Here is a 25582-nt window from a genome sequence, read left to right on the forward strand (position 1 = left end):
CGACAAAAGGCATCGCTTGTCGATTCTGCCCGCGATAGTAACCCATCTGCGGGGTAGCTGTCACAGTTGGCGCAAGGATCGCCGGCGACGGCCAATTCCGCGATGCGGTTTATGCAAAATTTCGCTACCTGGCGGCTTCTTTATTGACTGGCAGTCAACACTGTTGTGCGCCGGATCGCATTTTTACTTGCCTGACTAACGATTACACTCGTCACCAGCGAGATGGTTTCCGCCTTTTCGGCGGGAAGCATGCCATATCTTAACTCTGACGGGAGCCGCGAAAGATGAGCAATATCCTGATTATCAACGCTAAAAAACAATTCGGCCATTCCAACGGCGAACTCAACCAAACCCTGAGCGACGTGGCGGAAAGCTTCCTGCGCGATCTGCAGCACGATGTGCAGGTCACCGTGGTCGACGACGGCTATGACATCGAAGCCGAAGTACAGAAATACCTGTGGGCCGACGCGGTCATCTATCAGATGCCGGGCTGGTGGATGGGCGAACCCTGGATCCTGAAAAAATACATCGATGAAGTGTTCACCGCCGGCCACGGTAGCCTGTATGCCAACGACGGCCGCTCTCGTTCTGACGAAAGCAAAAAATATGGCTCCGGCGGCCTGATCCAGGGCAAAAAATACCTGCTGAGCCTGACCTGGAACGCCCCGCTGGAGGCCTTCACCGATCCCGATCAGTTCTTCCACGGCGTCGGCGTCGACGGCGTTTACCTGCACTTCCACAAGGCCAACCAGTTCCTGGGGATGGAAGCGCTGCCGACCTTCATCTGCAACAATGTGATCAAAGAGCCGAATATCGCGGACGACATCACGCGTTATCGCGAGCATCTGGCGAAAATTTTTGCTTAACTGACGCAGAACATTCTCATCAACGAGGTAAGCATGATCACCGTAATCGCAGAAATCAAAGTGAAACCCGGCCACCGCGCCACCGTACTGCAAGCCATTGAAAAACTAGTGCCGCTGGTGCTGGCGGAAGACGGCTGCGGCGAATACACGCCGATGGTCGACAGCAATACCCAGGCGCTGTGGCAGAAGCGGTCGCCGGATTCGGTGTTCATGCTGGAGAAATGGGAAAGCATGGCGCATCTGGAAAAACATCTGGCCATTGAACACATGCTCAAACACCGCGACACCCTCAAAGACAGCGTGCTGGACACCGAGATCTACATCCTGGAAAACGCCCTGTAAGCCCCGCCTTATAACGTCTGCGCGTCGATGTGCGCGCTGACGTAGTCAAGAAAACAGGTGATGCGCGCCGCCAATTGCGTATTGCGGTAATACACTGCATTAATCGGCTGGCGCACGTCCAGCGTCTCCTGCTCCAGCAACGTCACCAACTTGCCCGCTTCCCGATCGCGTCGGGTCATAAAGTCTGCCAGCTGTACGATCCCCTCGCCCCGCAGCGCCAATTGCCGCAGCGTTTCACCGCTGGACGCCGAGATCGTTGGCGTGATGGTGAAATGCGGCGCCTGGCGATAGCGCAACGGCCACTGGTTCAGTGATTCCGGCTGGGTAAAACCGAGCAGACAATGCCGATGCAACGCCTCCACACTCTGCGGCGTGCCGTGCTGCTGCAGATAAGCCGGGCTGGCGAGGATGCGCAGCCGGCTGGCGCCCAGCGCGCGCGCATGAATGGTCGAATCGCGCAACGCACCGATGCGAATAGCGATATCCGTGCGTTTTTCCAGCAGATCGATAACCAGGTTGTCGGTGTTCAGCTCGAGCGAAATTTGCGGATAACGTTCCCTGAACCCCGCTACCAGCGGCACGATGACGTGCTCCATAAAAGGCGCAGCCGCATTTATCCGCAACCGCCCGGCCGGCATCTGCCGACGCACCGCCATTTGTTCTTCGGCATTTTCCACCGAGTTGATGATCGTACGCGCATGGCTCAGGAAGCTTTCCCCCTCTTCGGTCAGCTCCAGGCGACGCGTAGTGCGGCGCATCAGGGTGGTATCGAGTTTGTTCTCCAGGCGGCTGAGCGCGCGGCTGATGCCGGATGTCGTCTGGCCGAGCCGATCAGCAGCGGAGGTGATGGAACCGCTGTCGACCACCGAGGTGAACGCCAGCAATTCTTCGAGCGTGATCTTCATGCATTTCGGCCCAGGTTATCGGGCGCCGCATGAACGCCCTGCGGGAAAGCAGGCCCGGCGTTCACCGGGCCAGGGTCAGGCTCAGACCGCCAATTCGGCCATGTCGCCCTTGTCTTGCAGCCAGTTACGGCGATCTTCCGAACGCTTCTTGGCCAACAGCATGTCCATCACCGCCAGCGTCTGATCGACATCATCTTCCGCTACCGTCAGTTGCACCAGCCGGCGGGTATTCGGATCGAGGGTGGTTTCGCGCAGCTGCAGCGGGTTCATCTCACCCAGCCCTTTAAAGCGCTGGACGTTCGGCTTGCCCTTCTTGCGCTTCAGCTGTTCCAGCACGCCGGCCTTCTCTTCTTCATCCAGCGCGTAGAACACTTCTTTACCGAGATCGATGCGGTACAGCGGCGGCATGGCGACATAAACGTGGCCGCCTTTCACCAGCGAACGGAAGTGGCGTACGAACAGCGCGCACAGCAGCGTGGCGATGTGCAGGCCGTCGGAGTCCGCATCCGCCAGGATGCAGATTTTGCCGTAGCGCAGCTGGCTGAGATCTTCGCTGTCCGGATCGATGCCGATCGCCACGGAAATGTCGTGCACTTCCTGCGAGGCCAGCACTTCGTCCGAGGACACTTCCCAGGTATTCAGGATCTTGCCCTTCAGCGGCATGATCGCCTGATATTCGCGATCGCGCGCCTGCTTGGCCGATCCGCCCGCCGAGTCCCCTTCCACCAGGAACAGTTCGGTCATGGCCAGATCCTGCGAGGTGCAGTCCGCCAGCTTGCCCGGCAGCGCCGGCCCGCTGGTCAGCTTCTTGCGCACCACTTTCTTGGCCGCGCGCAGGCGGCGCTGGGCGCTGGAAATCGCCAGCTCGGCCAGCTGTTCCGCCGCCTGAACGTTCTGGTTCAGCCACAGGCTGAAGGCGTCTTTCACCACGCCGGAAACGAAGGCCGCACACTGACGCGAAGAGAGACGTTCTTTGGTCTGCCCGGCGAACTGCGGATCCTGCATCTTCACCGACAACACGTAGGCGCAGCGATCCCAGATATCCTCCGCCGACAGCTTCACGCCGCGCGGCAGGATGTTGCGGAATTCGCAGAACTCGCGCATCGCGTCCAGCAGCCCCTGACGCAGGCCGTTGACGTGGGTGCCGCCCTGCATGGTCGGGATCAGGTTGACGTAGCTTTCGGTCAGCAGCTCGCCGCCTTCCGGCAGCCACAGCAGCGCCCAGTCCACCGCTTCGGTATCACCGGCGAAATTGCCGACGAACGGCGCTTCCGGCAGGGTGATCAGGCCGTTAACCGCTTCCATCAGGTAGTCGGTCAGGCCGTCCTGGTAGCACCAGCGCTGCTCGGTGTTGTTCACCTTGTCGATGAAATAGATCTCAACGCCGGGGCACAGCACCGCTTTGGCTTTCAGCAGGTGAGTGAGGCGCGATACCGAGAAACGCGGGCTGTCGAAGAACTGTTCGTCCGGCCAGAAGTGCACGCTGGTGCCGGTGTTGCGTTTGCCGCAGGTGCCAGTCACCGTCAGGTCTTGCACTTTGTCACCGTTTTCGAACGCGATGCCGTAGACGTTGCCGTCGCGGCGCACGTTGACTTCCACCCGCTTCGACAGGGCGTTGACCACCGAGATCCCAACGCCGTGCAGGCCGCCGGAGAACTGGTAGTTTTTATTCGAGAATTTACCGCCGGCGTGCAGCCGGCACAGGATCAACTCAACCGCCGGCACGCCCTCTTCCGGGTGGATGTCCACCGGCATGCCGCGGCCGTCGTCGATCACTTCCAGCGACTGATCGGCGTGCAGGATCACGTCGATACGCTTGGCGTGACCGGCCAACGCTTCGTCGACGCTGTTATCGATCACCTCTTGGCCGAGGTGGTTTGGGCGCGTCGTGTCGGTATACATGCCGGGACGACGGCGCACTGGTTCTAGACCGCTGAGTACTTCAATGGCATCAGCGTTATAGCTGGATTGAGTCATCGTTGATTATTTTTTCGTGGTTAAAGGGAGGTGCCGGAACGGTCCGTCAGACCGCGTTTAGCCCTAAAAAATCCACAATCTGGGGGAAGTAGTGCTCGAAACCGACGAAGGCGTGGTTTCCACCCGACTCCACCGTTTGCCGACACGCGGTGTAATACGCCACTGCCTGGCCGTAATCGAGAATTTCATCGCCCGTTTGCTGCAGCAGCCAGATTAAATCCGGCGACTCCAAGGGATCGATCTGCATCACTTTCAGATCGTAAACGTGCCGAGACTCTAACACATATTGCTGGCCGGTGTAGGGGTTCTCGTTGGCGCCGAGATAGTCCACCAGCAGCTCAAACGGCTTGACCGCCGGGTTGACCACCACCGCCGGCAGGGAAAAACACTGCGACAGCCAGGTGGCATAATAGCCGCCCAGCGATGAGCCGACCAGCCCGAGCGTTTGCCCGGCGCGTTCCAGCACCATATTTTCCAGCATCTCGGCGGCCTCCGCCGGAAAGGCCGGCAGCTGCGGCACCAGCATCTCGATGTCGGGATGGTGCTCGGCCAGCCAGGCCTTGAAGGCCACCGCCTTGGCCGACTGCGGCGAACTATTGAAACCGTGCAGGTAGAGCAGCGTCGAAGGCATCAGTATCCATCCGAGTCCATATCGGGGCGGAAATCGTCGTTTTCCAGGCGGAACACCTGCGTCTCGACGCGGCCGTCCGGCAGCAGATCGAGGTAACGCCAGCCGGGGGAGACGTCGTCGATGGTAAAGTTAGTGCAGTGCGGCTTGAATTGCACGCAGGTGGACGGCGTCGCCAACAGGCGCCGGCCCTGCCATTCCAGATCCAGATCCTGATGAATGTGCCCGCACACTACGGTATTCACTTTCGGATAACGCAGCAGGATCGCGCCCAGCATATGCGGGTTGCGCAGGCTGTGCTGATCGAGCCAGGTGCAACCGGACGGCAGCGGATGATGGTGCAGCAGCAACAGCGTATAGCGCTCGGGGTGAGCCTGCAGGCAGCGCTCCATCCACTCGAGCTGATACTCGCTCAATTCGCCGTGCGGCACGCCGAACACCTGGCTGTCCAGCATCAGCACCTGCCAGTCGTCGCCCAGCAACACCTGTTTGGAAGGGGCAATGCCGGCGGCGGCCAACGCGTCGACCATCGCCGGTTGGAAATCGTGGTTACCCGGCAGCCACACGCAGGGGGCCGGCAATTGCGCGATGCCGGCGGCGAAGTGGCGGTACGCCTCTTGCGAATGATCCTGCGCCAAATCTCCCGTGGCGACGATCAAATCAACGTCGCGGCGCTGCGCCTGGATGGCGTCCAGCACCGCGTGATAGCTGCGATAGGTATTGATGCCGAGCAACGTCTCGTGTTCGCCGGCAAAAAGGTGGGTATCTGTTATTTGTAGAATCCTGACCGCGGCCCCACTCGCCACGGGCAGTTTAAACAGGCTTTCCAAATGGTGTCCTTTGTTATTTCAGTCTGTCTAACAAACCGGAACCGCCATCGCTCCATGCGCCAAACAGTAGCGCAGCCAATCAGCAAGAAACTGGTTAATTTGATGCTTTTCGTCGCGTTGATGCAACTTTTTATTAGGATAATCATAACGCGCTTTAAAGCGGTAGATCTGCTGACTGGAACACACTTCCGCAACCATGGCGTCATGGTACAACCGCACCGTCATCGCGGGCAGGCTCCAGTAGCTGACCGCCGGAAAGATCTGCTCGACCTCCACCAGCGACGTGTAACGCGTGGACTCAACGATGGTCAAACGATAGCCGGCGCCGTTCACCTGATAAGTCACCGTTTCGCCCGCTTCGTCGTTGCGCGGCAGCAAGCGGCGCAATTGCGCGAAGTTGGTTTCGCACAATCTCATCATTTCGGGGAAATCAGGGGTATAGCGCTGTTTCATTAGTTGGCCCACTCTTTTCTCAACGATTCATGGTGCAACGCCAGCCATTGCAATGCAATCACTGATGCGGCGTTATCGATCGCGCCCTCCTCTACCCAGCGGTAAGCCTGCTCGCGGCTGACCACGTGGACGCGGATATCTTCATGCTCTTCCGCCAGACCGTGGATGCCCTCAGCGGTGCGGGCGTCCACTTCGCCGACCATGATCGACAAACGTTCGCTGGTACCGCCGGGGCTGGCCAGGTAGCTCAGCACCGGCTTACAGCGCCCGACCACCACGCCGGCCTCTTCCTGCGCTTCGCGGCGGCACACGTCTTCGACGCTTTCGCCGGTTTCGATCATACCCGCCACCATTTCCAGCAGCCAGGGCGAATTACGGGTATCGACCGCGGCGATGCGCAGTTGTTCAATCAGCACCACTTCATCGCGCACCGGATCATAGGGCAGCAGCACCGCCGCATGGCCGCGCTCGAAAATTTCACGCGTGATTTCAGGGCTCATTTCGCCATTGAACAACCGATGGCGAAACCGGTATAAATTGAGTGAAAAAAAACCACGGTACAGCGTCTCGCGTGCAATAATTTCTACATCTTTTTTATCGAAAGTAACGGGCGATGGCTGCGAACGGTTCATGCGCGAATTCTCCTGCTTGAGTATGCCGATAAAATAAACGGTTTTGATGACAGAAACAGCGGGACTCTCCGCCGCGGCTTTATGTTAGGCTGTTTCTCGCCGCCGGATGCGGCACGTTTGTGCGCTCGCAGGTAATAGCGGGAAACAATCCGGATTGTCAGCCATAATATCAGCTGCAGTCGACCGGGGCAGTACGCCAAGGTAAATGGGCGGTCTGAAAGGTAAAAGTTACGTGAGATGGCACATTCAGCCACCTGATGCGTACCGCAGACTCTGCTAGAATCGGCAACTATTTCGTCTATCGTCAGCGCTAACATAGCAATATTGCTGCACAACAAGGAATGCAAATGAAGAAACTGCTCCCCCTTCTTATCGGACTGAGCCTGGGCGGCTTCAGTGCAATGAGCCAGGCAGAGAACCTGCTGCAGGTCTACAAACAGGCCAGGGAAAGTAACCCGGATCTGCGCAAAAGTGCTGCTGACCGCGACGCCGCATTCGAAAAGATCAATGAAGCGCGCAGCCCGCTGTTGCCGCAGCTCGGTTTAACCGCAGGTTACGATTACACCAACGGTTATCGTGACAGCAATGGCGTTAACAGCAACGTGACCAGCGGTTCGCTGGCATTGACGCAAACCCTCTTCGACATGTCGAAATGGCGCCAGCTGACGCTGCAGGAAAAGACCGCCGGCATCTCCGACGTCACCTTCCAGACCGCAGAGCAGTCGCTGATTCTCAACACCGCCACCGCTTACTTCAACGTGCTGAAAGCGATCGACACGCTGTCCTATACCCAGGCGCAGAAAGACGCGGTCTACCGCACGCTGGATCAAACCACCCAACGCTTCAACGTGGGCCTGGTGGCGATCACCGACGTGCAGAACGCCCGTTCGAACTATGACACCGTGCTGGCGGCCGAAGTCTCCGCCCGCAACGATCTGGATAACGCGCTGGAAACGCTGCGCCAGGTGACCGGGGCCTTCTACCCGGAGCTGGCCTCGTTGAATACCGATCGCTTCAGTACCCAGCGCCCGGAAGCGGTGAACAACCTGCTGAAAGAAGCGGAAGCGCGCAACCTGAGCCTGCTGTCCGCCCGTCTGAGCCAGGATCTGGCGCGTGAGCAAATCCGCGCAGCCCAAACTGGCTATATGCCGACGATTGACGTCAGCGCGTCGACCGGCATCAGCAATACCAAATACAACGGCTCCAACACCGGCGGCGCGAATGCCGCACGCTACAGCGACTCCGATGCGGGCCAAAATAAGGTCGGCATCAGCTTCAACCTGCCGCTATACAGCGGCGGCGCGACCAACTCGCAGGTCAAACAAGCGCAGTACGGCTTCGTCGGCGCCAGTGAGCAGTTGGAAAGCTCCCACCGCAGCGTGGTGCAGACCGTGCGTTCGTCGTTCAACAACGTTAACGCCTCGATCAGCAGCATCAACGCCTACAAACAGGCGGTGATCTCCGCGCAGAGCTCCCTGGACGCGATGGAAGCCGGTTATCAGGTCGGTACCCGCACCATCGTCGATGTGCTGGACGCCACCACCACCCTGTATAACGCCAAACGTCAACTGTCCGACGCGCGTTATACCTATCTGATCAACCAGCTGAACATCAAGTCGGCGCTCGGCACGCTGAACCAGAACGATCTGCTGCTGCTGAATGGCGCGTTGGGCAAACCGGTGTCGACCGCGCCTGACGCCGTCGCACCGCAAAACCGCGCGCAGGACGCCTATGCGGACGGTTATCAGGACAATGCGCCGATGCAACAAACCGCGGCGCCGGCACCGGCGGCCACTCGCGCATCCGCGCCGGCCGTTACCACCAGCCAACCGGCTCGCCACAGCGGCAACCCATTCCGTAACTGATGCGCGCACGTTGATAAACACGGGGTCCGGCCTGCGCCGCGCCCCGTTTTTTTTGCCCCGATTTCCCCGCTTCTGCCCACCGCCTCACAGCCGCCGCTACACCAGGTGGTATCATCTTCACTCTCGTTTTCGCAGTCTGGATGAGGTTCGATGGACAACGATTCACGCTGGCAGCGGCTGATTAACGACGGTGAACTGCCGCCGCCGCTGCGCCCGACACAAACCGTTTACGCCTCCTGGCTGCGTTGCCGCAGCCTGATGCAGCCCGATGTCTGGCAAGCTCCGCACCGTGCGCAGGGCGCCACCTTCGAATCGATTTGCCGCCGCAAGAACGATCTGCTGACGCTCGGCCAGGCGGCTCTGGAAGACGCCTGTGAATACATGGAGCCGCGGCGTTGCCTGCTGATGATCCTCGACGAGAGCGGCTGCATGCTGTGGCGCTGCGGCGACGCCCAAACCTGGGAGCATCTGCAGCAACTGGGATTCGCCCCCGGCGCTTACTGGGCCGAGGGACAGATCGGCACCAATGCTCCGGCGCTGGCGGCGGCGGAAGGCCACCCGGTACGGGTGAGCGGTGAAGAGCATGTGCGCCAGGCGCTGCACGGCTGGTCGTTCTGCGCCACGCCGGTCTACGACAACAGCGGCCGCCAACGCGGCTCGATCGCCCTGGGTTGCCTGCTGCCCGATTGCGCCGCCGGCGATCTGTCGCTGACGCTGGCCATCGCCCGCGAAATCGGTAACTCGCTGAACGCCGACGGCCTGCTGGCGGAATCCAACCGCCATCTGAATCAGCTTTACGGCCTGCTGGACGGCGTGGACGACGGCGTCATGGCCTGGGATCACCGCGGCTACCTGCAATACATCAACCAGCGCGCCGCCGGCCTGCTGAAGCTGGACGAACAGCAGAGCCAGGGCAAGCCGCTGACGCAGCTGTTGACGCTGCCCGCGCTGCTCAAGCGCGCCATCGCCGATCGCCAACCGCTGCAACACGTCGAAGTCACCTTCGAAAGTCAGCGACAATTTATCGCCGCATTGCTGACGCTCAAGCCGATTTTCGACGGCGATCGCTGCAGTTTCATCGCCCTGCTGCACCCGCTCGAACGGCTGCGCCAGTATGTCAGCAGCCAGCTGGGGCGCGTCAGCCACAGCTTCGAACAGATGCCCTCCACCTCGCTGGAAATGCGGCGACTGATCCGTTACGGGCAGCAGGCGGCCAAAGGCCAGCATCCGATCCTGTTGCGCGGAGAAGAAGGCGTTGGCAAAGAGCTGCTCAGCCAGGCTATCCACAACGCCGGCGAACGCGCCGCCGGGCCGTATATCGCCCTCAACTGCCAGCTGCTGACGCAGGCGCAGGGGCTACGTGAGCTGCTGGGCAACGACGCCAGCGAAGAAGAGGCGGGCCAGCTCAGTAAATTCGAATTGGCCAACGGCGGCACGCTGTACCTCGAACAGATCGAATACCTGCCGGCGGAGATGCAGTCGGCGCTACTGCAGGTGTTGAAAACCGGCGTGGTGATCCGCCTCAATTCCAGCCGGGTGATCCCGGTCGATGTGCGTGTGATCGCCGGCAGCGCCGCCGATCTGCCGCTGCTGGTGCAGCAAAACCGTTTCCGCCGCCAGCTATTTTACAGCCTGCAGGCGTTCGAAATCCTGATCCCGCCGCTGCGCCAGCGGCTGAGCGATATTCCGCTGCTGGTCAAACACCATTTGCGCACGCTGGAGCAGCATTTTCAGTGTCGCTTCCGGGTCGATGACGAGGTGATGGCCCAGTTGGCGCTTTATCTGTGGCCGGGCAACGATTTGGAACTGAAAGGGGTGGTGGAGCGCGCGGCAATGATTTGCCACGGCCACCACATCCAGTTGGCGGATCTGCCGGCGCACCTGCTCGGCCAGCCGTCGCTGCTGGAAAGCGATCCGCAGCCCGGCGCACCGCTGTTGACGCTGACGGACATGGAACGCCAGGCGATCCTGCGCGCGGCGACCGTCAGCCGTGGCCAGGTGACGGAGATGGCGCAGCTGCTGGGCATCGGCCGCACCACGCTGTGGCGGAAGATCAAACAGCACGGGATCGACATCCGCCAGTTCAAGCTGCGTGCCTAGTGGCTGAGCTGCAATACCCCGCGCGCGGCGTCCAGCATCGCCTTCTGCCCGCTGCGGGTTTTGCTCAGGCAATCCTGCATGCCGACCACCATCGGAATGCCCATCGCCTTCGCCAGAATGGCGCTGTGCGACAGGGCATTGCCGCCGCTCAGGCAGATGCCGAGCACCAGCCGCCTGTCGAGCATCACCACCTCCGAGGGCATCAGCTCGTCCATCACCAAGATTGACGGTTCTGCGAGCGCCATGGCCGGCAGCGGTAGCCCCTGCAGATGGCACAGCGTGCGGCGCAGCATGTCGCGCACGTCCAATTCGCGCGCCCGCATGTAGTCGTCATCCAGCTCACGGTACTCTTCGGCGATCGCCCCCAGCACCTGCCGCCAGGCCTGCTCGGCGCAGCACAGCTGCTGCGCGATGCGGGTGTAAGCCGCCTGCTGCAGATCCGGATCGTCCAGCAGCATGCTGTGGGCGCCGAAGATCGCCGCCTGCGGCTTGCCGATCAGCGTGCCGGTACGCTCCGCCAGCCGGTTCAGATCGCTCAGCGTGTGCTGTAGTGCCTCCCGCAGGCGTTGCTGTTCGCCCAACACCTCGTCCGCACCAATCCGTCGATCGACGGTTGGCGGCCAGAAGCTGTGGGCCTGGAACACGGGTCCGCTGGTGACGCTTTCCGCCACCGGGATACCGTGCAGCGAAGGCTGCTGCCGCTCGGAGACCGTCTCGCCGAAATGTTGTTCCGCCAGCGCTTTGAACGCCGCCAGCGCCTCGTCCGCCTGCGCACCGTCGGCGATCAGACGAACGGTGTCGCCGTGACGAACCTGCAGCAGCGCCAGCTGATTGAGGCTGCGCGGATCGACGCACTGCCCCTGCTTCTCCAGCACCAGCTCGGCCTTGAACGGCGCCAGCGTCTCGACCAGCCGCGCCGCCGGGCGCGCATGCAGCCCGTGCGGGTTCTGCACCGTCCAGGTTACGCTTTTGCCCTGCGCCAGCGGCAAGGCCACGCTTTTCGCCGTCGGTGAAGCCTCACCCAGCTGTGCCTGCTTGGCCTGCAGCGCCCCCTGCGCCTCCGCCACCACCTGTTCCAGCGAAGCACCAGAGTTGGCGGCCACCACCGCCGCCAAGGTGCCTTCAACCAGCGGCGCCGCGCACAGCCGCACTTTGGCGGCCAGGTCCGGGTCCAGCAGATCGAGCGCGGTTTCGGCACTGAGCAGCGCGCTGCCCAGATCCATCAGCACCAGAACGCCGTCGCCGTCGGCGACCGCTTCGATCGCCTCCATCACTTTGACCGCGTCGGTACCGATCGGGTGCTGCTCGTCATCCACGCCCGCCGCCAACGCCAGTTTGCAACCGTCGCTGCGCATCATCTGCCGCGCCAACTGCTCAACGCCACGCGCCAGCAACGCACTGTGCGAAACCACCACGATATTAATCATCTCGCCTCCTGCTAACTGCCGGCGACCTCGGCCAGCGTTTTCATCATCAACATCACCGAAGTGGCGCCGGGATCCTGGTGGCCGATGCTGCGCTCGCCCAGGTAACTGGCCCGCCCTTTGCGCGCCTGCATGGTTATGGTGCTCTCCACCGCCCGCTCGGCGCTGTCGGCGGCGCGCTGCAGCGCCTCCGCCACGCTCAGGTTCTGCTGCGCGGACTGGCCGAGGCTTTCCACCACCGGCCACCAGACGTCGCACATGGTCTTGTCGCCCGGCTCCGCCTTACCGCGCATCACCACGCCTTCCACCCCTTCCTGCATCACCTGATGCAGCTCCACCAGATCCAGGCTTTGCTTGGCGTTCGCCGCTTGCGCCGCGCGGATGAAGAAGGTGCCGAACAGCGGACCGCTGGCGCCGCCCACGCTCGACAGCAGCGTCATACCGGTGTTTTTCAGGATAAAGCCGATATCCTTGTCCGCCACCGACGGCAGCTTTTCTACCACCTTATTGAAACCGCGATTCATGTTCAGACCGTGGTCGGCATCGCCGATCTCGGTGTCCAGTTGGGTGAGAAAATCGCGCTCCCGGTTGAATACTTCGCCGCAACGCATCAGCCAATCGACGACCTGTTGTTTGGTCAACGCCATAATTCCTCCTCAGCAACCCCAACGCAGCGCAGGCGTTTTCACCGGCGCATCCCACAAGGACAACAGCTCGTCGTCCACGTTCAACAACGTGATGGACACGCCCTGCATATCAAGCGAGGTGCAATAAGAACCCACCAGGTTGCGTTCGATAATGATGCCCGCCTCGGCGCAACGCTCCGCCAATCGATGGTAGACGCCATACAGCTCGGACAGCGGCGTGGCACCCAGGTTATTGACCAACGCGATCACCCGATCGCCGCGCGTCAGCGGCTGCTTGGTCTGCATCTCGTCGCGCCACTCGCCCTGCTGACGATCCCAGACGCGGATCGTGCGCTGATAGTGGCCGTGGTCGATCAACGTATGGAACATGTCGTCCACCGCCGCGTTGAGCGTGGTGAACGTGCGGCGCGCAATGCCCGGCTCGCCGTGAATACCGACGCCGAACTCCATCTCGTTCTCCGCCAGGGTGAACGACGGTTTGCCGGCGGCGGGGACGGTACAGGCACCCAGCGCAATGCCGATCGAATGCCCGTGGTTGTTGATGCGATGCCCCAGCGTCACCACGCTGTCCAGATCGTCGCCGCGCGCCGCGGCGGCGCCCAGCAGTTTCTCCATCAGCACGGTATTGGCCACCCCGCGTCGCCCGGCGGTGAACAGGCTGTCTTTAACCGCCACGTCGTCATCCACCAGCACCGTCGCCACCGCGACGCCGCTGTCGTGCAGCAGTTCGGTGGCGGTTTCGAAGTTGAGCACGTCGCCGGTGTAGTTCTTAATCAGCAGCAACACGCCGGCGCCGCCGTCGATCGCCTGACCGCACTCGTACATTTTATCCGGCGTCGGCGAGGTGAAAATCTCGCCCGGACAGGCACCGTCGAGCATCCCTTCGCCGACGAAACCGCAGTGCATCGGCTCATGGCCGCTACCGCCGCCGGACAGGATCGCCACCTTGCCCGCCACCGGCGCGTCGGCGCGAGTCACGAACACCGGATCCGCGTGCACCAGCAGCTCGGGATGGGCCTCCGCCAACCCCTGCAACTGCTCTTCCAACACCGACTCGACCTGATTAATCAGTTTTTTCACGATGATTTCCTCTGTAAGCCCAGGGGCGCGGCGCACCGCGCCCCAACGGTATCAATGACGCTGCAGCCAGGCGGCGCCCAGCCTGTCCGCCGTCAGGATCGCCGCCTGCACGCCCGCAGGGGTGACCTTGAACGGCATGTTGTGAATGGTTTCGCCGGCGGCGCAACTGGCCTCGGCCACCGCCATCATCTTCGCCGTCGCGTCGCCGGTGACGCCCATCTGCGCCAGCGTGATCGGCAGGCCGATGTCATGGCAAAACGCCAACACGGTTTCAATCTGCGCCATCGGGCTGTTCTGCAATACCAGCTGCGCCAAGGTGCCGAACGCCACTTTTTCGCCGTGATACAGGTGGTGGCACTCTTCCAGCACGGTGAAACCGTTGTGAATGGCGTGCGCCGCCGCCAGCCCGCTACTCTCGAAGCCGATGCCGCTCAAATACGTATTGGCCTCAATAATGCGCTCCACCGCTTCCGTTACCACGCCGGCCTCGACCGCCAGCTTGGCCTTCACCCCTTCGGCCAGCAGCGTGTCATAGCACAGCCGCGCCAGACTGAGCGCCGCCAGCGTCGATTTGCCGCCGGCCATGCTGGTGGCCTGAGCGTCGAAGCAGGCCTGCGCCTCGAAATAGGTGGAAAGCGCGTCGCCCATGCCGGCCACCAGCAGGCGCACCGGCGCGTTGGCGATGATGGAACTGTCCATCACCACCATATCTGGGTTGCGCGGGTAGATCAGGTATTCGGCGAATTCGCCCTGTTCGGTGTAGAGAACCGACAGCGCGCTGGTCGGCGCATCGGTGGAAGCAATGGTGGGAATGAGCACCACCGGCAGCTGTTGGTAGTGGGCGACGGCCTTGGCGGTGTCGAGCGTCTTACCACCGCCGACGCCGATCACTCCGCGGCAACCGTGGGCCTGCAGCTCGCGGCCGAGCCGGTCTATCTCTTTGCGGCAGCACTCGCCGTTGAAGCGGGCCGCGTGATGTTTCACGCCGTGCTGCTGCAGGCTGCCCATTAGGGTGTCGCCCGCCAGCTGCATCACGAAGTCGTCGGCGATCACCAGGTAATGATCGGCGAGGGATTTGGCGTATTCGCCGACGACGGCTAGCGCATTGGCGCCCTGAATGTATTTACCTGGTGACTGGATGATTCTCAACATAACCGGATCCTTGTAGGGAGTTGGCGATGGTAACGTTCAGATATCAGGTGATGACGCGCCGACTTCGCCGTCGGCTTGTTGTTGTGCTTCGACTATGAGCGCCTGCCACCCGCCTGGCGAGCTTCGCGATTTTTGTTCCATTATGGAACATCATCATAGCGATAACGTTTCATGATGAAACGCCAACGCGCGTTTTTTCGCCGCGAAAGCGAACTGGCGCACACCCCAACGTATAACTGCGTAAAGAGTGGATTCTACGGGCGTTTCAGCTTTAATTTTGACCATGTTTCCCCTATCCTTAGCGCCACTACTGGGAAAGGGCGAAAACAGCCCGCATGATGGGATTGATAACGATGAAACGGACAAAAAACATCAACCAAGAGACGTTCCGCAAATCCTGGCGCAGCTACCGTGTCGCGCCCGTGGCCTTGGCGATCAGCGCCGTCTTTATGCTGGCCGGCTGTGAGAAGAGCGATGAAACGGTCTCCCTGTATCAAAATGCCGATGACTGTTCGCGCGCCAATCCTTCGATGAGCGAGCAGTGCACCACCTCCTACAACAACGCCCTGCAAGAAGCGGCGAAAACCGCGCCGAAATACGCCACCCGCGAAGACTGCGTCGCCGAGTTCGGCGAAGCGCAGTGCACCCAGGCGCCGGCACAGGCCGGCATGGCGGCGGAATCGCAAAGCAGCGGCAGCTTCTGGATGCCGCTGATGGCGGGCTACATGATGGGCCGCCTGATGGGCGGTTCCGGCTTCGCGCAGCAGCCACTGTTCACTTCCAAGAACGCCGCCAGCCCGGCGAACGGCAAGTTTGTCGACGCCAGCGGCAAGAGCTACGGCCCGGCCACCGCCGGCGGCCGCACCATGACGGTGCCGAAAACCGCCATGGCGCCAAAGCCTGCGGTCACCAACACCGTGACCCGCGGTGGTTTCGGCGAGACCGTGGCCAAGCAGACCAGCATGCAGCGCAGCAGCGCCACTTCCAACTCCGGCTCTCGCAGCATGGGCGGTTGATGCATGAAACGTATTGCTATTACCGAGCGCCCGGACTGGCGTGAAAAAGCGACCGAGTTCGGTTTCCGTTTCCACACCATGTACGGCGAGCCGTACTGGTGTGAAGACGCCTATTACCAGTTCACGCTGGCGCAGATTGAAGAGATCGAAAACGCCACCGCCGAGCTGCACCAGATGTGCCTGCAGGTGGTGGAAAAGGTGGTCGGCAGCGATGAGCTGATGGCCAAGTTCTGCATTCCGAAACACACCTGGGAGTTCGTGCGCAGTTCCTGGCGCACCAACCAGCCGTCGCTGTATTCGCGTCTCGATCTGGCCTACGACGGCGTCAACCCGCCGAAGCTGCTGGAGAACAACGCCGATACGCCAACCTCGCTGTATGAGGCGGCCTTCTTCCAGTGGCTGTGGCTGGAAGACCAGATCAACGCCGGCAAGCTGGATCCGGAATCGGATCAGTACAACAGCCTGCAGGAGAAGCTGATCGAGCGTTTCGCCGAGCTGAAAGCGCATCACGGCTTCGGCCTGTTGCACCTGGCCTGCTGCCAGGACAGCGAAGAAGATCGCGGCACGGTGCAATATCTGCAGGACTGCGCGCAGGAAGCCGGTCTGCCGACCGAGTTCCTGTTCATGGAAGAGATTGGTCTTGGCGAGAAAGGTCAGTTCACCGATCTGCAGGATCAGGTGATCGGCAACCTGTTCAAGCTCTACCCGTGGGAATTCATGCTGCGCGAGATGTTCTCCACCAAGCTGGAAGACGCCGGCGTGCGTTGGCTGGAGCCGGCCTGGAAGAGCATCATCTCCAACAAGGCGCTGCTGCCGCTGCTGTGGGAAATGTTCCCTAACCACCCTAACCTGTTGCCGGCTTATTTCGCGCAAGACGATCATCCGCCGATGGATCATTACGTCACCAAACCGCTGTTCTCACGCGAAGGCGCCAATATTCAGATCGTCGAAAACGGTCAGGAAGTGGCGCGCGTCGATGGGCCGTACGGTGAAGAAGGCATGATCGTGCAGCAGTTCCATCCGCTGCCGAAGTTCGAAGACAGCTACACGCTGATCGGCAGCTGGCTGGTGAACGATCAACCCTGCGGCATCGGCCTGCGCGAAGATCGCGAACTGATCACGCAGGATCTGTCGCGCTTCTATCCGCACACCATCCTCGGCTGATCGCCCCGCTGAAGACAAAACGCCAGTCTCTGACTGGCGTTTTTTATTTACCCCACCTGCACCGACAGCATGCTCAGCGCCCCCATTTCGATACCGTCGATCGGCACGCTGATGGCCTCTTTTCCATCCCAGCCGCCAAGCACGTACAGCAATGGCAAATAGTGTTCCGGCGTCGGATTCGACAACGCCGCGCCCTCATGGCGCATGAAATCCACCAGCGGGTGGTTGTCGCCTCGATAGCGCAGGTTATCCCGGACAAAGTTATTGAACGATTCCGCCCACGGGTAGGCGCTGGTATCGCCCTGCCATTTCACCATGCGCAGGTTGTGTACCACGTTGCCGCTGGCGACGATCATCACACCCTCATCCCGCAGCGCCGCCAGTTTACGACCCAGCTCATAGTGATAGGCTGCCGGCTGCGTGCCGTCGACGCTGAGCTGCACCACCGGGATATCGGCATTGGGATACATCTTGATCAATACGCCCCAGGTGCCGTGATCCAACCCCCACTCACCGAGATCGGCCGTCACCGGCACCGGCGCCAGAATGTGCTGCAGCTGCGTGGCCAGCGCGGGAGAGCCCGGCGCCGGATAACGGGTATCAAACAGCGCCTGCGGGAACCCGCCGAAGTCGTGAATGGTTTTGGGCTTTTCCATCGCAGTGACCGCAGTGCCACGGGTATACCAATGCGCAGAAACCGCCACGATCGCCTTCGGCCGCGGCAATGACTCACCCAACGCACGCCATGCCCGGGTGTAACGGTTGTCTTCCAGCACGTTCATCGGGCTACCGTGGCCAAGAAACAGTGCCGGCATACGAGAGGTGTTCATAGTGGGATCCTCAGTTCAAATTGTGCTATGCCGCTACATTACGCGCTTTGACGCAGCAACACAGCCGGATAACCGTGATGAAGATATTCAATAAATTTGAAATAAAAGCCGGAAAAATAGACTGGCAAACAAAAAGTTAAAAAATGCATATTTTTCAAATAATTAATAATCAACGTGAATACCATGGCATTACTGCCACACAGATCTAATTTGTGAACAATTTATGTACTCTTTGTTAACGCGATCTATACACTCCTCCTTCAGTCGACAGGGTGTTGGCAGCCCGTCGGCGCTACGGGAATCACGTCTCACCAAGGAGGAATTCATGTTCAGACTCACACTGGCAACCCGCCTGGCGCTTTCCATGACCTTGTTCGCCACGGGGGCAGTCGCCGCCGGCGCGGTGGACAACGCGCCGCTGACGCAGCGCGAAGACCCTTACTTCCTTCAGGCGCAAGCCCAGCTGCAACAGCGGCTGAAGCAGACACCAAACACCAACCGCGCCAAAAACGTCATTCTGGTGGTCGGTGACGGCATGGGATTTTCCACCGTGACCGCCGCCCGCATTTTTGAAGGGCAGCAGCGCGGCGTGGATGGCGAGTCCAACGTGCTGGCCTGGGAAGCCTTCCCCTATTTGGCGGCGGCCAAAACCTATTCCGCCGACGCCCAAATTACCGACTCCGCGCCCAGCGCGGTGGCAATGACCACCGGCGTCAAAACCATCAACGATCTGATGGGCCTCAACCATACGGCCACCCTCAACAATTGCGAGGATCAGCAAACCAAGGCCGTCACCACGCTCTGGGAGATGGCCGCAACGCTCGGCATGGCCACCGGCGCCGTGACAACCGCGACCATTACCCACGCCACGCCGGGCGCCACCTATGCCCATATCGCCAACCGCGACTGGGAGTCTGACGCCAAAATGCCGGCGGACGCCCTGGCCGCAGGCTGCCGCGACATCGCGCGCCAGCTGGTGGAAATGAAGTACGGCAACGGGCTGAACGTGGCGATGGGCGGTGGGCGCGCCAACTTCCTGCCCGACAGCGTGAGCGATCCGGAATATCCCGCCAAAACAGGCGCCAGAAAGGATGGCCGCGATCTGACGCAGGCCTGGCTGCAGCGCTACGGCGAGCGTGGGCAATACGTATGGAATCAGGCACAGTTCGATAAAATCGAGCCGGGTAAGGTCGACCACCTGTTGGCCCTGTTCGAGCCATCACACATGAACTTCGAGCACGATCGACGGCAAGACGCGGCGGGAGAACCTTCACTGGCAGAGATGACCGGCAAGGCCATCGATATTCTGGCCAGGAATCCCGAAGGCTATCTGTTGCTGGTAGAAGGCGGCCGCGTCGATCACGGCAGCCATAACGGCAACGCCTACCGCACGCTGAGCGACGCGGTCGCCCTGAACGAGGCGGTGAAAACCATCGTCGGCAAGGTCAACCTGGACGAAACGCTGGTGATCGTGACCGGCGATCACAGCCACACGCTGACCATCGCCGGCTATGCCAAGCGCGGCAATCCTATCCTCGGCATTTCCGTCGGCGTCGACGGCAAACCGCGGCTGGGCAGCGACGGCAAGCCTTATACCACCGTCGGTTTCGCCAACGGCCCCGGCGGCGCGATCCCGCTGGCCGAGCGCCCGGCATTGACCATGGAGCAAACCACCGCGCCCGACTTTATTCAGCCGGCGCTGGTGCCGCTGAAAAGCGAGACGCACGGCGGGGAAGATCTCGGCATCTACGCCATCGGCCCCTGGGCGCATCTGTTCCAGGGTACGGTTGAGGAGAACTACACCTTCCACGTGATGAATTACGCCAGCCGCATCGGCGAACGCCTGTCAGAGCGGTAGCCACAAAAAAAGCCGCGTAACGCGGCTTTTTTATCGTTGAAAGCGGCCGGCTATCAGCTGGCTTTTTTCTCGTGCGCCTGGCGGTAGGCCACCAGATCTTCGATGGTCAGCACTACCATGTCGTGCTGTTTGGCGAAGGTAATCACTTCCGGCGCATGCGCCATGCTGCCATCGTCGTTGGTCAGTTCACACAGCACGCCGGCAGGTTTGAAACCGGCCATGGAGACCAGATCGATGGTCGCTTCGGTGTGGCCGCGACGGCTCAGCACGCCGCCCGGCTGCGCACGCAGCGGGAACACGTGGCCCGGACGGTTCAGGTCGCTCGGCTTGGCGCTGTCTGCCACCGCCGCGCGGATGGTGGTCAGGCGATCGGAAGCGGAAACCCCGGTGGTCACGCCCTGCGCCGCTTCGATGGTCACGGTGAAGGCGGTCTGGAACTGGCTGGAGTTGTTGGTCACCATCATCGGCAGCTCAAGCTGCTGACGGCGTTCTTCGGTGATGCACAGGCACACGATACCGCTGCCGTGGCGAATGGTCAGCGCCATCTGCTCAACGGTCATGGTTTCCGCGGCGAAGATCATGTCACCTTCGTTTTCACGATTTTCATCATCGAGCACCATTACGCCGCGCCCGTTGCGCAGTGCGTCAATCGCGCGTTCAACGCGTTCTGTCGGCGTGCCGAAGTCTGAAAGTAGCGTCTGATTCATGGTAAAAAACCTCATTAAAAATTATGGATTACCAGAACCAGGGCGATCTTGAGGAGTAGCTAGCAATAGCTAAAAAAATAACGCAAGCGGGCGCATGCCCGGCAGATACCGTTACTCTCTCCCATCCGGACTATAACCGTCGGCCCCGGAATTACACCGGATCTGCTGACCTCTAACCGGCCTTTACAGGCTGGCTGAGCGCTCGCGGGCTTTCACCGTAGAAGGTGATTTACCGCCGGTGGGGACTTTCACCCCGCCCTGAGAATAAGCAAGATGACTATAACGCTAATGGATAGACAGGGCAATTGGCAAAAGCACAATTCGGCCACGCGCGGCGAATGCGCTTAATGGTGTTTATCCGGCGGGCAACTCGCATTACACTAAGCGGCAGCTATTAAACTCTGAAAGGGATACGCCATGATTGACCCGAAAAAAATCGAACAAATCGCACGCCAGGTTCATGAGTCCATGCCTAAAGGCGTTCGTGAATTCGGGGAAGACGTTGAGAAAAAAATCCGTCAGGTCCTGCAATCGCAGTTGACCCGCCTGGATTTGGTTAACCGCGAAGAGTTCGACGTGCAGACTCAGGTGCTGTTGCGCACCCGCGAGAAGCTGGCGCTGTTGGAACAGCGCATGGCCGAGCTGGAAAGCAAACTGAGCACGGCGCCGGCAGCCAAGCAGGAAGACGAATAATTTCCGCCAAGGGCGCGCACCTGTATGAACCGCGCGCCCTTGTTCTTTAGATTACCCGGCGTTAGCCGCGCCCGTCTTTAATCGCTTTGATGATGTTGGTGGTCGACAGGCCGTCTTCAAAGTTCAACACTTTGACATCGCCGCCGTTGGCCCACACTTCCGCACTGCCGGCAATCTCTTCCGGTTTGTAATCGCCGCCTTTCACCAGCAGATCCGGCAGAATGTCGGCGATCAAGCGCTGCGGCGTGTCCTCTTCGAACGGCACCACCCAATCCACCGCTTCCAGCGCGCCCAGTACAATCATGCGGTTCTCCAGCGCGTTGACCGGGCGTGTTTCCCCTTTCAGGCGCTTGGTCGACGCATCGCTGTTCACCGCCACGATCAGGCGATCGCCCAGCTTGCGGGCGTTGGCCAGATAAGAGACGTGGCCGGCATGCAAAATGTCGAAGATGCCGTTGGTCATCACCACTTTTTCGCCGCGCTGACGCGCCTGCGCGACGGCATGCTTCAACTGCGCTTCGGTCATCACGCCAAAACCGGTTTCGGCGCGGCCACGCACCGCGTTTTCCAGCTCGATCGGTGACACGGTGGAGGTACCGAGCTTGCCCACCACCACGCCGGCGGCAGCGTTGGCCAGGAAACAGGACTCTTCCAGCGAGTTACCGGCGGCCAGCGAGGCGGCCAGCACACCGATCACGGTGTCGCCGGCGCCGGTCACATCAAACACTTCCTGCGCCTGGGTCGGCAAGTGCAGCGGTTCAACGCCCGGCTGCAACAGCGTCATGCCGTGTTCTGAACGGGTAACCAGCAGCGCCGACAGCTCGAAATCCGCCACCAGCTTCATGCCGCGTTCCACCAATTCCGCTTCATCCTTGCAGTGGCCCACCACCGCTTCGAACTCGGACAGGTTCGGCGTCAGCAGCGTCGCGCCGCGATAGCGCTCGAAATCGGACCCTTTCGGATCGATCAGCACCGGCACCTTGGCGGCGCGCGCCAGTTGGATCATGCCCTGCACCTGGCTGAGCGCGCCCTTGGCGTAATCGGACAGCACCAGCGCTCCGATCTGCGGCAGCGCCTGCTGAATACGCTCCAGCATCGGCTGTGGATCAACGTTGGAGAAGCCTTCTTCGAAGTCGAGACGGATCAGTTGCTGGTTGCGGGACAGCACGCGCAGCTTGGTGATGGTCGGATGGGTCGGCACCGAGACGAAGTCGCAGCGCACGTTGACTTCATTCAGCTTGGCGCTCAGCGCCCGCGCCGCATCGTCGATGCCGGTCAGGCCCACCAGGCGGGAAGTGGCGCCCAGCGAAGCGATGTTCATCGCCACGTTAGCCGCGCCGCCGGGACGCTCTTCGATGGTATCGACCTTGACCACCGGCACCGGGGCTTCCGGTGAAATGCGGCTGGTCGGCCCATACCAATAGCGATCCAACATGACGTCACCGACCACCAGCACACCGGCGCGGCGAAAATCAGGCAGCGTAACTTTCATCCGATAACTCCAAAAAAGAACAAAATTTTAGTGGCGCAGATATTACCACAGACCGCCGGAATACCCGCAAAAAGGTATTAATCCAGCCATTTGGCCCAGCTGGCGCGTACCTGTTCGCGCTCGGCGGCAAACAGCCCGCTGCCGACCTTGCCGGAATGCTCCTGCAGCGCCAGGTGGTGGATCTCGTCGCGCATGGTGACATAGGCCTGGGTCAGCGCGCGCGCTTCCTCTTCCGGCATGATGTCGTAATTGGCCATCAGCTCGAAGATGCGCACGTTGTCCGACCAACGCGTCAGGCGCGGTTCACCCGGCGCATAGCGTAAGACCAGATATTGGGCGATAAATTCGATGTCGGTTATGCCGCCCTCATCGGTTTTGATATCAAACAGATCGCGCTGCTTGCTGCCGAGATGGTTGCGCATCTTTTCGCGCATCTCGCGCACTTCGCGCTTCAGGGTCTGCGCATCGCGCGTTTTGCACAGGATCTCGCGCCGGATTGCGTCAAACTGCTGATGCAGCGCCGGATCGCCATGCACGATGCGCGCGCGCACCAGGGCCTGATGCTCCCAGGTCCAGGCTTCGTTTTGCTGGTAGTCGGCGAACGCTTCGACGGTGCTGACCAGCATCCCCGCCGCACCGGAAGGCCGCAGACGCGCGTCAACCTCATACAGAATGCCGGAGGAGGTGCGGGTGCTGAACAGATGCATCACCCGCTGTGCCAGCCGCAGGTAGAACTGACGGCCGTCGATGCAGCGATCGCCGTCGGTCATCACTTCCGGCGGGCAATCCAACAGGAACACCAGATCGAGGTCGGAACTGTACCCCAGCTCCCAACCGCCCAGCTTGCCGTAGCCGATCACCGCAAAGCCGCGCCCTTCGCGTTCCTGCAGATGGGTCGGCTGGCCGTAACGCGCCACCATGTCGCTCCAGGCCTGTTGCACCACCGCGTCGATGATCGCCTCCGCCAAATAAGTCAGATGGTCGCTCACTTTCATCACCGGCAGCGCGCCGGCGATATCCGCCGCGGCGATGCGCAGCTGCTGCGCCTGTTTGAACTGGCGCAGCGCCTCCAGCTTTTGCTCTTCGTCGTCTTCCGGCACCCGCAGCAGATACTGGCGCAGCTCGCTGCGGTAGGCGTCCAGCGCCACCGGCTGATACAGCGTGGCCGGATCCAGCAGTTCGTCCAGCAACAGCGGGTAACGCGACAGCTGGTTGGCGACCATCGGCGACGCGGCGCACAGGCGGATCAGATGGCTGAGCGCCGCGTGGTACTCCACCAACAATTCGAGGTAGGTGGTGCGGGTGACGATGCTGAGCAGCAGCTGCGCCAGCCGCACCAGCGCGGTCGGCGCGTCCTGGCGCGGGCACACCTCCGCCAGCAGGCGCGGCATCAGTTGATCGAGCACGTCGCGGCCGCGCGGGCCGATGGTGCGCTTGTCGACGTCGTGACGAAAATCGGCGATGGTACGCAGCATCTGTCGGCGCCCCTCTTCATCGAGGTGCGGCGTCAGCGGCGCCAGCTCGTTCTCCTCCAGCGCGTCCTGCCACAGGCTGTGGTAGTGCTGGTAATCGGGATCTTCGCCGACATCCGGGCTATCGTCGCCGATCAGGTCGTCGAACACCGCGCGCACCGCCTGCATGTGCGCGTCCAGCGCCGCCATCAGCGCCGGCCAATCCGCCAATCCCATGCCGTAGGCCAACCGCGCCTGATCGAGTGCCTCCTGCGGCAGCGTCTGGGTTTGCTGATCGCCGATCGCCTGCAGCAAGTTCTCCAACCGCCGCAGGAACAGGTAGGCGGCGCTCAGCGCCCGTACCTGCTCGGCCTCCAGCAGCCCCAGCTCACCCACCGCCTGCAGCGTCGGCAGCAGCGAACGCCCCTGCAGCGCCGGCTCGCGGCCGCCGCGGATCAGCTGGAATACCTGGGTAATGAATTCGATTTCGCGAATGCCGCCGGCGCCCAGCTTGATGTTGTCCTTCAGGCCGCGACGCCGTACTTCACGGGCGATCATGCCCTTCATGTTGCGCAGCGACTGGATGACGCTGAAATCGATGTAGCGGCGGAACACGAACGGCCGCAGGGTTTTGCGCAGCTCCTGGCTGTAGGCGTCTTCCGCCCCGCCCATCAGGCGCGCCTTCACCATCGCATAGCGCTCCCAGTCGCGCCCCTGCTCCTGATAATAATCTTCCAGCGCCGCGAAGCTCATCACCAACGGGCCGCTGTCGCCGAACGGCCGCAGCCGCATGTCGACGCGATAGACGAAGCCGTCGATGGTCTGTTGATCCAGCGCCTTGATCAGCCGCTGGCCGAGACGGGTGAAGAACTGGGCATTGTCCAGCTCGCGCCGCCCGCCCTGGGTTTGACCATTTTCCGGGTAAGCGAAGATCAGATCGATGTCCGACGAGAAGTTCAGTTCGCCGCCGCCCAGCTTGCCCATGCCGAGGATCAGCAGCGGCTGCGGTTCGCCGGCGGCATTGCACGGCGTGCCCCACTCGCGGCAGCAGGTTTGGTACAGCCAGTCGCGGGCGCTGACGATCAGCGTCTCCGCCAGCCCGCTCAGCTGCAGCAGCGTTTCTTCGGTCGAACACAGCCCCTGCGCCTGCGCCCAGGCGATACGCACCAGCGTCTCGCGGCGAAACAGGCGCAGCGTGCGCATCAACTGCGCTTCGTCACGCACCTCTTCCAGCTCGTCCTGCAGCCAGGCGGCATAGTGTTGCCACTCGCCGGGCGCCGGCGGCTGCTCGCGCAGCGTCGCGAGCCAGGCCGGCTGGGCGAGCAGCGCGTCGCTGACGAAGTCGCTCGACGCCAGCACCCACTGCTCCTGCTCGCTAAAGGCGCTGTCCGCGCCGTGAACTTCCTGAAAACGCTGCACAACCTGCTGTGCCTGAGCCTGTAACGCGGCTGAAAGTGGCGACATAGTGTA

The 25582-nt window shown here is 61.3% G+C and carries 22 protein-coding genes and 1 riboswitch; of the genes, 8 read left to right on the plus strand and 14 right to left on the minus strand.

The annotated features are described in order from the left end of the window. The first annotated feature begins 284 nt into the window (after positions 1 to 284). Together ACSJLU_RS21300 and ACSJLU_RS21305 are read left to right on the plus strand one after the other, a co-directional pair. Positions 285 to 866: an NAD(P)H-dependent oxidoreductase gene (locus ACSJLU_RS21300; protein WP_049204421.1), complete on the plus strand. Its 582-nt coding sequence runs from the start codon at positions 285 to 287 to the stop codon at positions 864 to 866. Between the two features lie 33 nt (positions 867 to 899). Continuing rightward, positions 900 to 1208: a putative quinol monooxygenase gene (locus tag ACSJLU_RS21305; RefSeq protein WP_439041025.1), complete on the plus strand. Its 309-nt coding sequence runs from the start codon at positions 900 to 902 to the stop codon at positions 1206 to 1208. 8 nt (positions 1209 to 1216) lie between these two features. Here the strand turns inward: ACSJLU_RS21305 and ACSJLU_RS21310 are convergent, their stop codons facing one another. From ACSJLU_RS21310 to nudF, 6 genes are all read right to left on the minus strand, one after another. Next, a complete protein-coding gene (locus tag ACSJLU_RS21310) occupies positions 1217 to 2113 on the minus strand; it encodes a LysR substrate-binding domain-containing protein (RefSeq protein ID WP_025304304.1) in 897 nt (298 codons plus the stop codon). Positions 2114 to 2194: 81 nt separating this feature from the next. Beyond that, positions 2195 to 4090: a DNA topoisomerase IV subunit B gene (gene parE, locus ACSJLU_RS21315; RefSeq protein WP_025304305.1), complete on the minus strand. Its 1896-nt coding sequence runs from the start codon at positions 4088 to 4090 to the stop codon at positions 2195 to 2197. A gap of 46 nt (positions 4091 to 4136) precedes the next feature. After that, entirely contained in the window at positions 4137 to 4721 is a 585-nt protein-coding gene (gene yqiA, locus ACSJLU_RS21320) for an esterase YqiA (protein ID WP_025304306.1), read from the minus strand. Next, entirely contained in the window at positions 4721 to 5548 is an 828-nt protein-coding gene (gene cpdA, locus ACSJLU_RS21325; protein ID WP_060434581.1) for a 3',5'-cyclic-AMP phosphodiesterase, read from the minus strand. Before cpdA ends, yqiA begins: the two co-directional genes overlap by 1 nt. Before the next feature lie 27 nt (positions 5549 to 5575). Further along, the gene (locus ACSJLU_RS21330) at positions 5576 to 6001 is read right to left on the minus strand and encodes a DUF1249 family protein (RefSeq protein WP_380826290.1); all 426 of its coding nucleotides are present in this window, start codon (positions 5999 to 6001) and stop codon (positions 5576 to 5578) included. Further along, positions 6001 to 6633, minus strand: a complete 633-nt coding sequence (gene nudF, locus ACSJLU_RS21335) for an ADP-ribose diphosphatase (RefSeq protein WP_043142088.1) — start codon at positions 6631 to 6633, stop codon at positions 6001 to 6003. Before nudF ends, ACSJLU_RS21330 begins: the two co-directional genes overlap by 1 nt. 347 nt (positions 6634 to 6980) lie before the next feature. On the opposite strand from nudF, the gene hasF reads away from it, so the two are divergent. Both hasF and dhaR read left to right on the plus strand, forming a co-directional pair. Then, on the plus strand, positions 6981 to 8498 hold the full coding sequence (hasF, locus tag ACSJLU_RS21340) for a multidrug efflux transporter outer membrane subunit HasF (RefSeq protein ID WP_089181357.1): 1518 nt from the start codon (positions 6981 to 6983) through the stop codon (positions 8496 to 8498). Positions 8499 to 8648: 150 nt separating this feature from the next. Beyond that, positions 8649 to 10598: a dihydroxyacetone kinase operon transcriptional regulator DhaR gene (gene dhaR, locus ACSJLU_RS21345; RefSeq protein WP_049208371.1), complete on the plus strand. Its 1950-nt coding sequence runs from the start codon at positions 8649 to 8651 to the stop codon at positions 10596 to 10598. On the opposite strand, the gene dhaM is transcribed toward dhaR, so the two are convergent. From dhaM to ACSJLU_RS21365, 4 genes are read right to left on the minus strand one after another with little or no spacing between them, the layout of a single operon-like run. After that, positions 10595 to 12025 (minus strand): dihydroxyacetone kinase phosphoryl donor subunit DhaM, encoded by a 1431-nt coding sequence (gene dhaM, locus ACSJLU_RS21350; protein ID WP_167324616.1) that lies wholly within the window; start codon positions 12023 to 12025, stop codon positions 10595 to 10597. The two genes, dhaR and dhaM, sit on opposite strands and share 4 nt — an antisense overlap. Positions 12026 to 12036: 11 nt before the next feature. Next, complete coding sequence (dhaL, locus tag ACSJLU_RS21355) at positions 12037 to 12669, minus strand: dihydroxyacetone kinase subunit DhaL (RefSeq protein ID WP_043142078.1); 633 nt, start codon at positions 12667 to 12669, stop codon at positions 12037 to 12039. Between the two features lie 9 nt (positions 12670 to 12678). After that, entirely contained in the window at positions 12679 to 13749 is a 1071-nt protein-coding gene (dhaK, locus tag ACSJLU_RS21360; RefSeq protein ID WP_025304313.1) for a dihydroxyacetone kinase subunit DhaK, read from the minus strand. 51 nt (positions 13750 to 13800) lie between these two features. After that, complete coding sequence (locus tag ACSJLU_RS21365; protein WP_049296259.1) at positions 13801 to 14901, minus strand: glycerol dehydrogenase; 1101 nt, start codon at positions 14899 to 14901, stop codon at positions 13801 to 13803. A 353-nt stretch (positions 14902 to 15254) separates the two neighbouring features. Here ACSJLU_RS21365 and ACSJLU_RS21370 point away from each other — a divergent pair, with 353 nt between their 5' ends. Both ACSJLU_RS21370 and ACSJLU_RS21375 read left to right on the plus strand, forming a co-directional pair. Continuing rightward, a complete protein-coding gene (locus ACSJLU_RS21370; RefSeq protein ID WP_025304315.1) occupies positions 15255 to 15917 on the plus strand; it encodes a DUF1190 family protein in 663 nt (220 codons plus the stop codon). A gap of 3 nt (positions 15918 to 15920) precedes the next feature. After that, positions 15921 to 17081: a glutathionylspermidine synthase family protein gene (locus ACSJLU_RS21375; protein ID WP_025304316.1), complete on the plus strand. Its 1161-nt coding sequence runs from the start codon at positions 15921 to 15923 to the stop codon at positions 17079 to 17081. Between the two features lie 47 nt (positions 17082 to 17128). On the opposite strand, the gene ygiD is transcribed toward ACSJLU_RS21375, so the two are convergent. Beyond that, positions 17129 to 17911, minus strand: coding sequence for a 4,5-DOPA dioxygenase extradiol (ygiD, locus tag ACSJLU_RS21380; protein ID WP_025304317.1), 783 nt, complete (start codon positions 17909 to 17911; stop codon positions 17129 to 17131). Positions 17912 to 18236: 325 nt separating this feature from the next. Between ygiD and ACSJLU_RS21385 the strand changes: the two genes are divergently transcribed. Next, positions 18237 to 19769 (plus strand): alkaline phosphatase, encoded by a 1533-nt coding sequence (locus ACSJLU_RS21385; protein WP_197822514.1) that lies wholly within the window; start codon positions 18237 to 18239, stop codon positions 19767 to 19769. A gap of 53 nt (positions 19770 to 19822) precedes the next feature. Here ACSJLU_RS21385 and ribB read toward each other — a convergent pair whose 3' ends face one another. Next, positions 19823 to 20476 (minus strand): 3,4-dihydroxy-2-butanone-4-phosphate synthase, encoded by a 654-nt coding sequence (gene ribB / locus ACSJLU_RS21390; RefSeq protein ID WP_004937218.1) that lies wholly within the window; start codon positions 20474 to 20476, stop codon positions 19823 to 19825. A 109-nt stretch (positions 20477 to 20585) separates the two neighbouring features. After that, positions 20586 to 20746, minus strand: a riboswitch (FMN riboswitch). Between the two features lie 147 nt (positions 20747 to 20893). On the opposite strand from ribB, the gene ubiK reads away from it, so the two are divergent. After that, positions 20894 to 21169 carry a ubiquinone biosynthesis accessory factor UbiK gene (ubiK, locus tag ACSJLU_RS21395; protein WP_025304319.1) on the plus strand — a complete coding sequence of 92 codons (276 nt, stop codon included), beginning with the start codon at positions 20894 to 20896 and terminating at the stop codon, positions 21167 to 21169. Between the two features lie 61 nt (positions 21170 to 21230). On the opposite strand, the gene hldE is transcribed toward ubiK, so the two are convergent. Together hldE and glnE are read right to left on the minus strand one after the other, a co-directional pair. Then, positions 21231 to 22661 carry a bifunctional D-glycero-beta-D-manno-heptose-7-phosphate kinase/D-glycero-beta-D-manno-heptose 1-phosphate adenylyltransferase HldE gene (hldE, locus tag ACSJLU_RS21400; RefSeq protein WP_019453075.1) on the minus strand — a complete coding sequence of 477 codons (1431 nt, stop codon included), beginning with the start codon at positions 22659 to 22661 and terminating at the stop codon, positions 21231 to 21233. 77 nt (positions 22662 to 22738) lie between these two features. Then, a complete protein-coding gene (glnE, locus tag ACSJLU_RS21405; protein ID WP_049208361.1) occupies positions 22739 to 25576 on the minus strand; it encodes a bifunctional [glutamate--ammonia ligase]-adenylyl-L-tyrosine phosphorylase/[glutamate--ammonia-ligase] adenylyltransferase in 2838 nt (945 codons plus the stop codon). Positions 25577 to 25582 lie beyond the last annotated feature (6 nt).

It is taken from the genome of Serratia bockelmannii (assembly GCF_051803255.1).
GTDB classification, from domain to species: Bacteria; Pseudomonadota; Gammaproteobacteria; order Enterobacterales; family Enterobacteriaceae; genus Serratia; species Serratia bockelmannii.

What these genes read in the sequence shown, in the direction of transcription:
- yqiA (WP_025304306.1), bottom strand. Translation starts at nt 4,721, where the DNA reads ATGCCTTCGACGCTGCTCTACCTGCACGGTTTCAATAGTTCGCCGCAG.
- ACSJLU_RS21375 (WP_025304316.1), top strand. Translation starts at nt 15,921, where the DNA reads ATGAAACGTATTGCTATTACCGAGCGCCCGGACTGGCGTGAAAAAGCG.
- ACSJLU_RS21300 (WP_049204421.1), top strand. Translation starts at nt 285, where the DNA reads ATGAGCAATATCCTGATTATCAACGCTAAAAAACAATTCGGCCATTCC.
- glnE (WP_049208361.1), bottom strand. Translation starts at nt 25,576, where the DNA reads ATGTCGCCACTTTCAGCCGCGTTACAGGCTCAGGCACAGCAGGTTGTG.
- dhaM (WP_167324616.1), bottom strand. Translation starts at nt 12,025, where the DNA reads ATGATTAATATCGTGGTGGTTTCGCACAGTGCGTTGCTGGCGCGTGGC.
- ygiD (WP_025304317.1), bottom strand. Translation starts at nt 17,911, where the DNA reads ATGAACACCTCTCGTATGCCGGCACTGTTTCTTGGCCACGGTAGCCCG.
- ACSJLU_RS21330 (WP_380826290.1), bottom strand. Translation starts at nt 6,001, where the DNA reads ATGAAACAGCGCTATACCCCTGATTTCCCCGAAATGATGAGATTGTGC.
- dhaR (WP_049208371.1), top strand. Translation starts at nt 8,649, where the DNA reads ATGGACAACGATTCACGCTGGCAGCGGCTGATTAACGACGGTGAACTG.
- nudF (WP_043142088.1), bottom strand. Translation starts at nt 6,633, where the DNA reads ATGAACCGTTCGCAGCCATCGCCCGTTACTTTCGATAAAAAAGATGTA.
- ribB (WP_004937218.1), bottom strand. Translation starts at nt 20,476, where the DNA reads ATGAATCAGACGCTACTTTCAGACTTCGGCACGCCGACAGAACGCGTT.
- ACSJLU_RS21365 (WP_049296259.1), bottom strand. Translation starts at nt 14,901, where the DNA reads ATGTTGAGAATCATCCAGTCACCAGGTAAATACATTCAGGGCGCCAAT.
- ACSJLU_RS21385 (WP_197822514.1), top strand. Translation starts at nt 18,237, where the DNA reads ATGTTCAGACTCACACTGGCAACCCGCCTGGCGCTTTCCATGACCTTG.
- hasF (WP_089181357.1), top strand. Translation starts at nt 6,981, where the DNA reads ATGAAGAAACTGCTCCCCCTTCTTATCGGACTGAGCCTGGGCGGCTTC.
- ubiK (WP_025304319.1), top strand. Translation starts at nt 20,894, where the DNA reads ATGATTGACCCGAAAAAAATCGAACAAATCGCACGCCAGGTTCATGAG.
- hldE (WP_019453075.1), bottom strand. Translation starts at nt 22,661, where the DNA reads ATGAAAGTTACGCTGCCTGATTTTCGCCGCGCCGGTGTGCTGGTGGTC.
- parE (WP_025304305.1), bottom strand. Translation starts at nt 4,090, where the DNA reads ATGACTCAATCCAGCTATAACGCTGATGCCATTGAAGTACTCAGCGGT.
- ACSJLU_RS21370 (WP_025304315.1), top strand. Translation starts at nt 15,255, where the DNA reads ATGAAACGGACAAAAAACATCAACCAAGAGACGTTCCGCAAATCCTGG.
- ACSJLU_RS21310 (WP_025304304.1), bottom strand. Translation starts at nt 2,113, where the DNA reads ATGAAGATCACGCTCGAAGAATTGCTGGCGTTCACCTCGGTGGTCGAC.
- ACSJLU_RS21305 (WP_439041025.1), top strand. Translation starts at nt 900, where the DNA reads ATGATCACCGTAATCGCAGAAATCAAAGTGAAACCCGGCCACCGCGCC.
- dhaL (WP_043142078.1), bottom strand. Translation starts at nt 12,669, where the DNA reads ATGGCGTTGACCAAACAACAGGTCGTCGATTGGCTGATGCGTTGCGGC.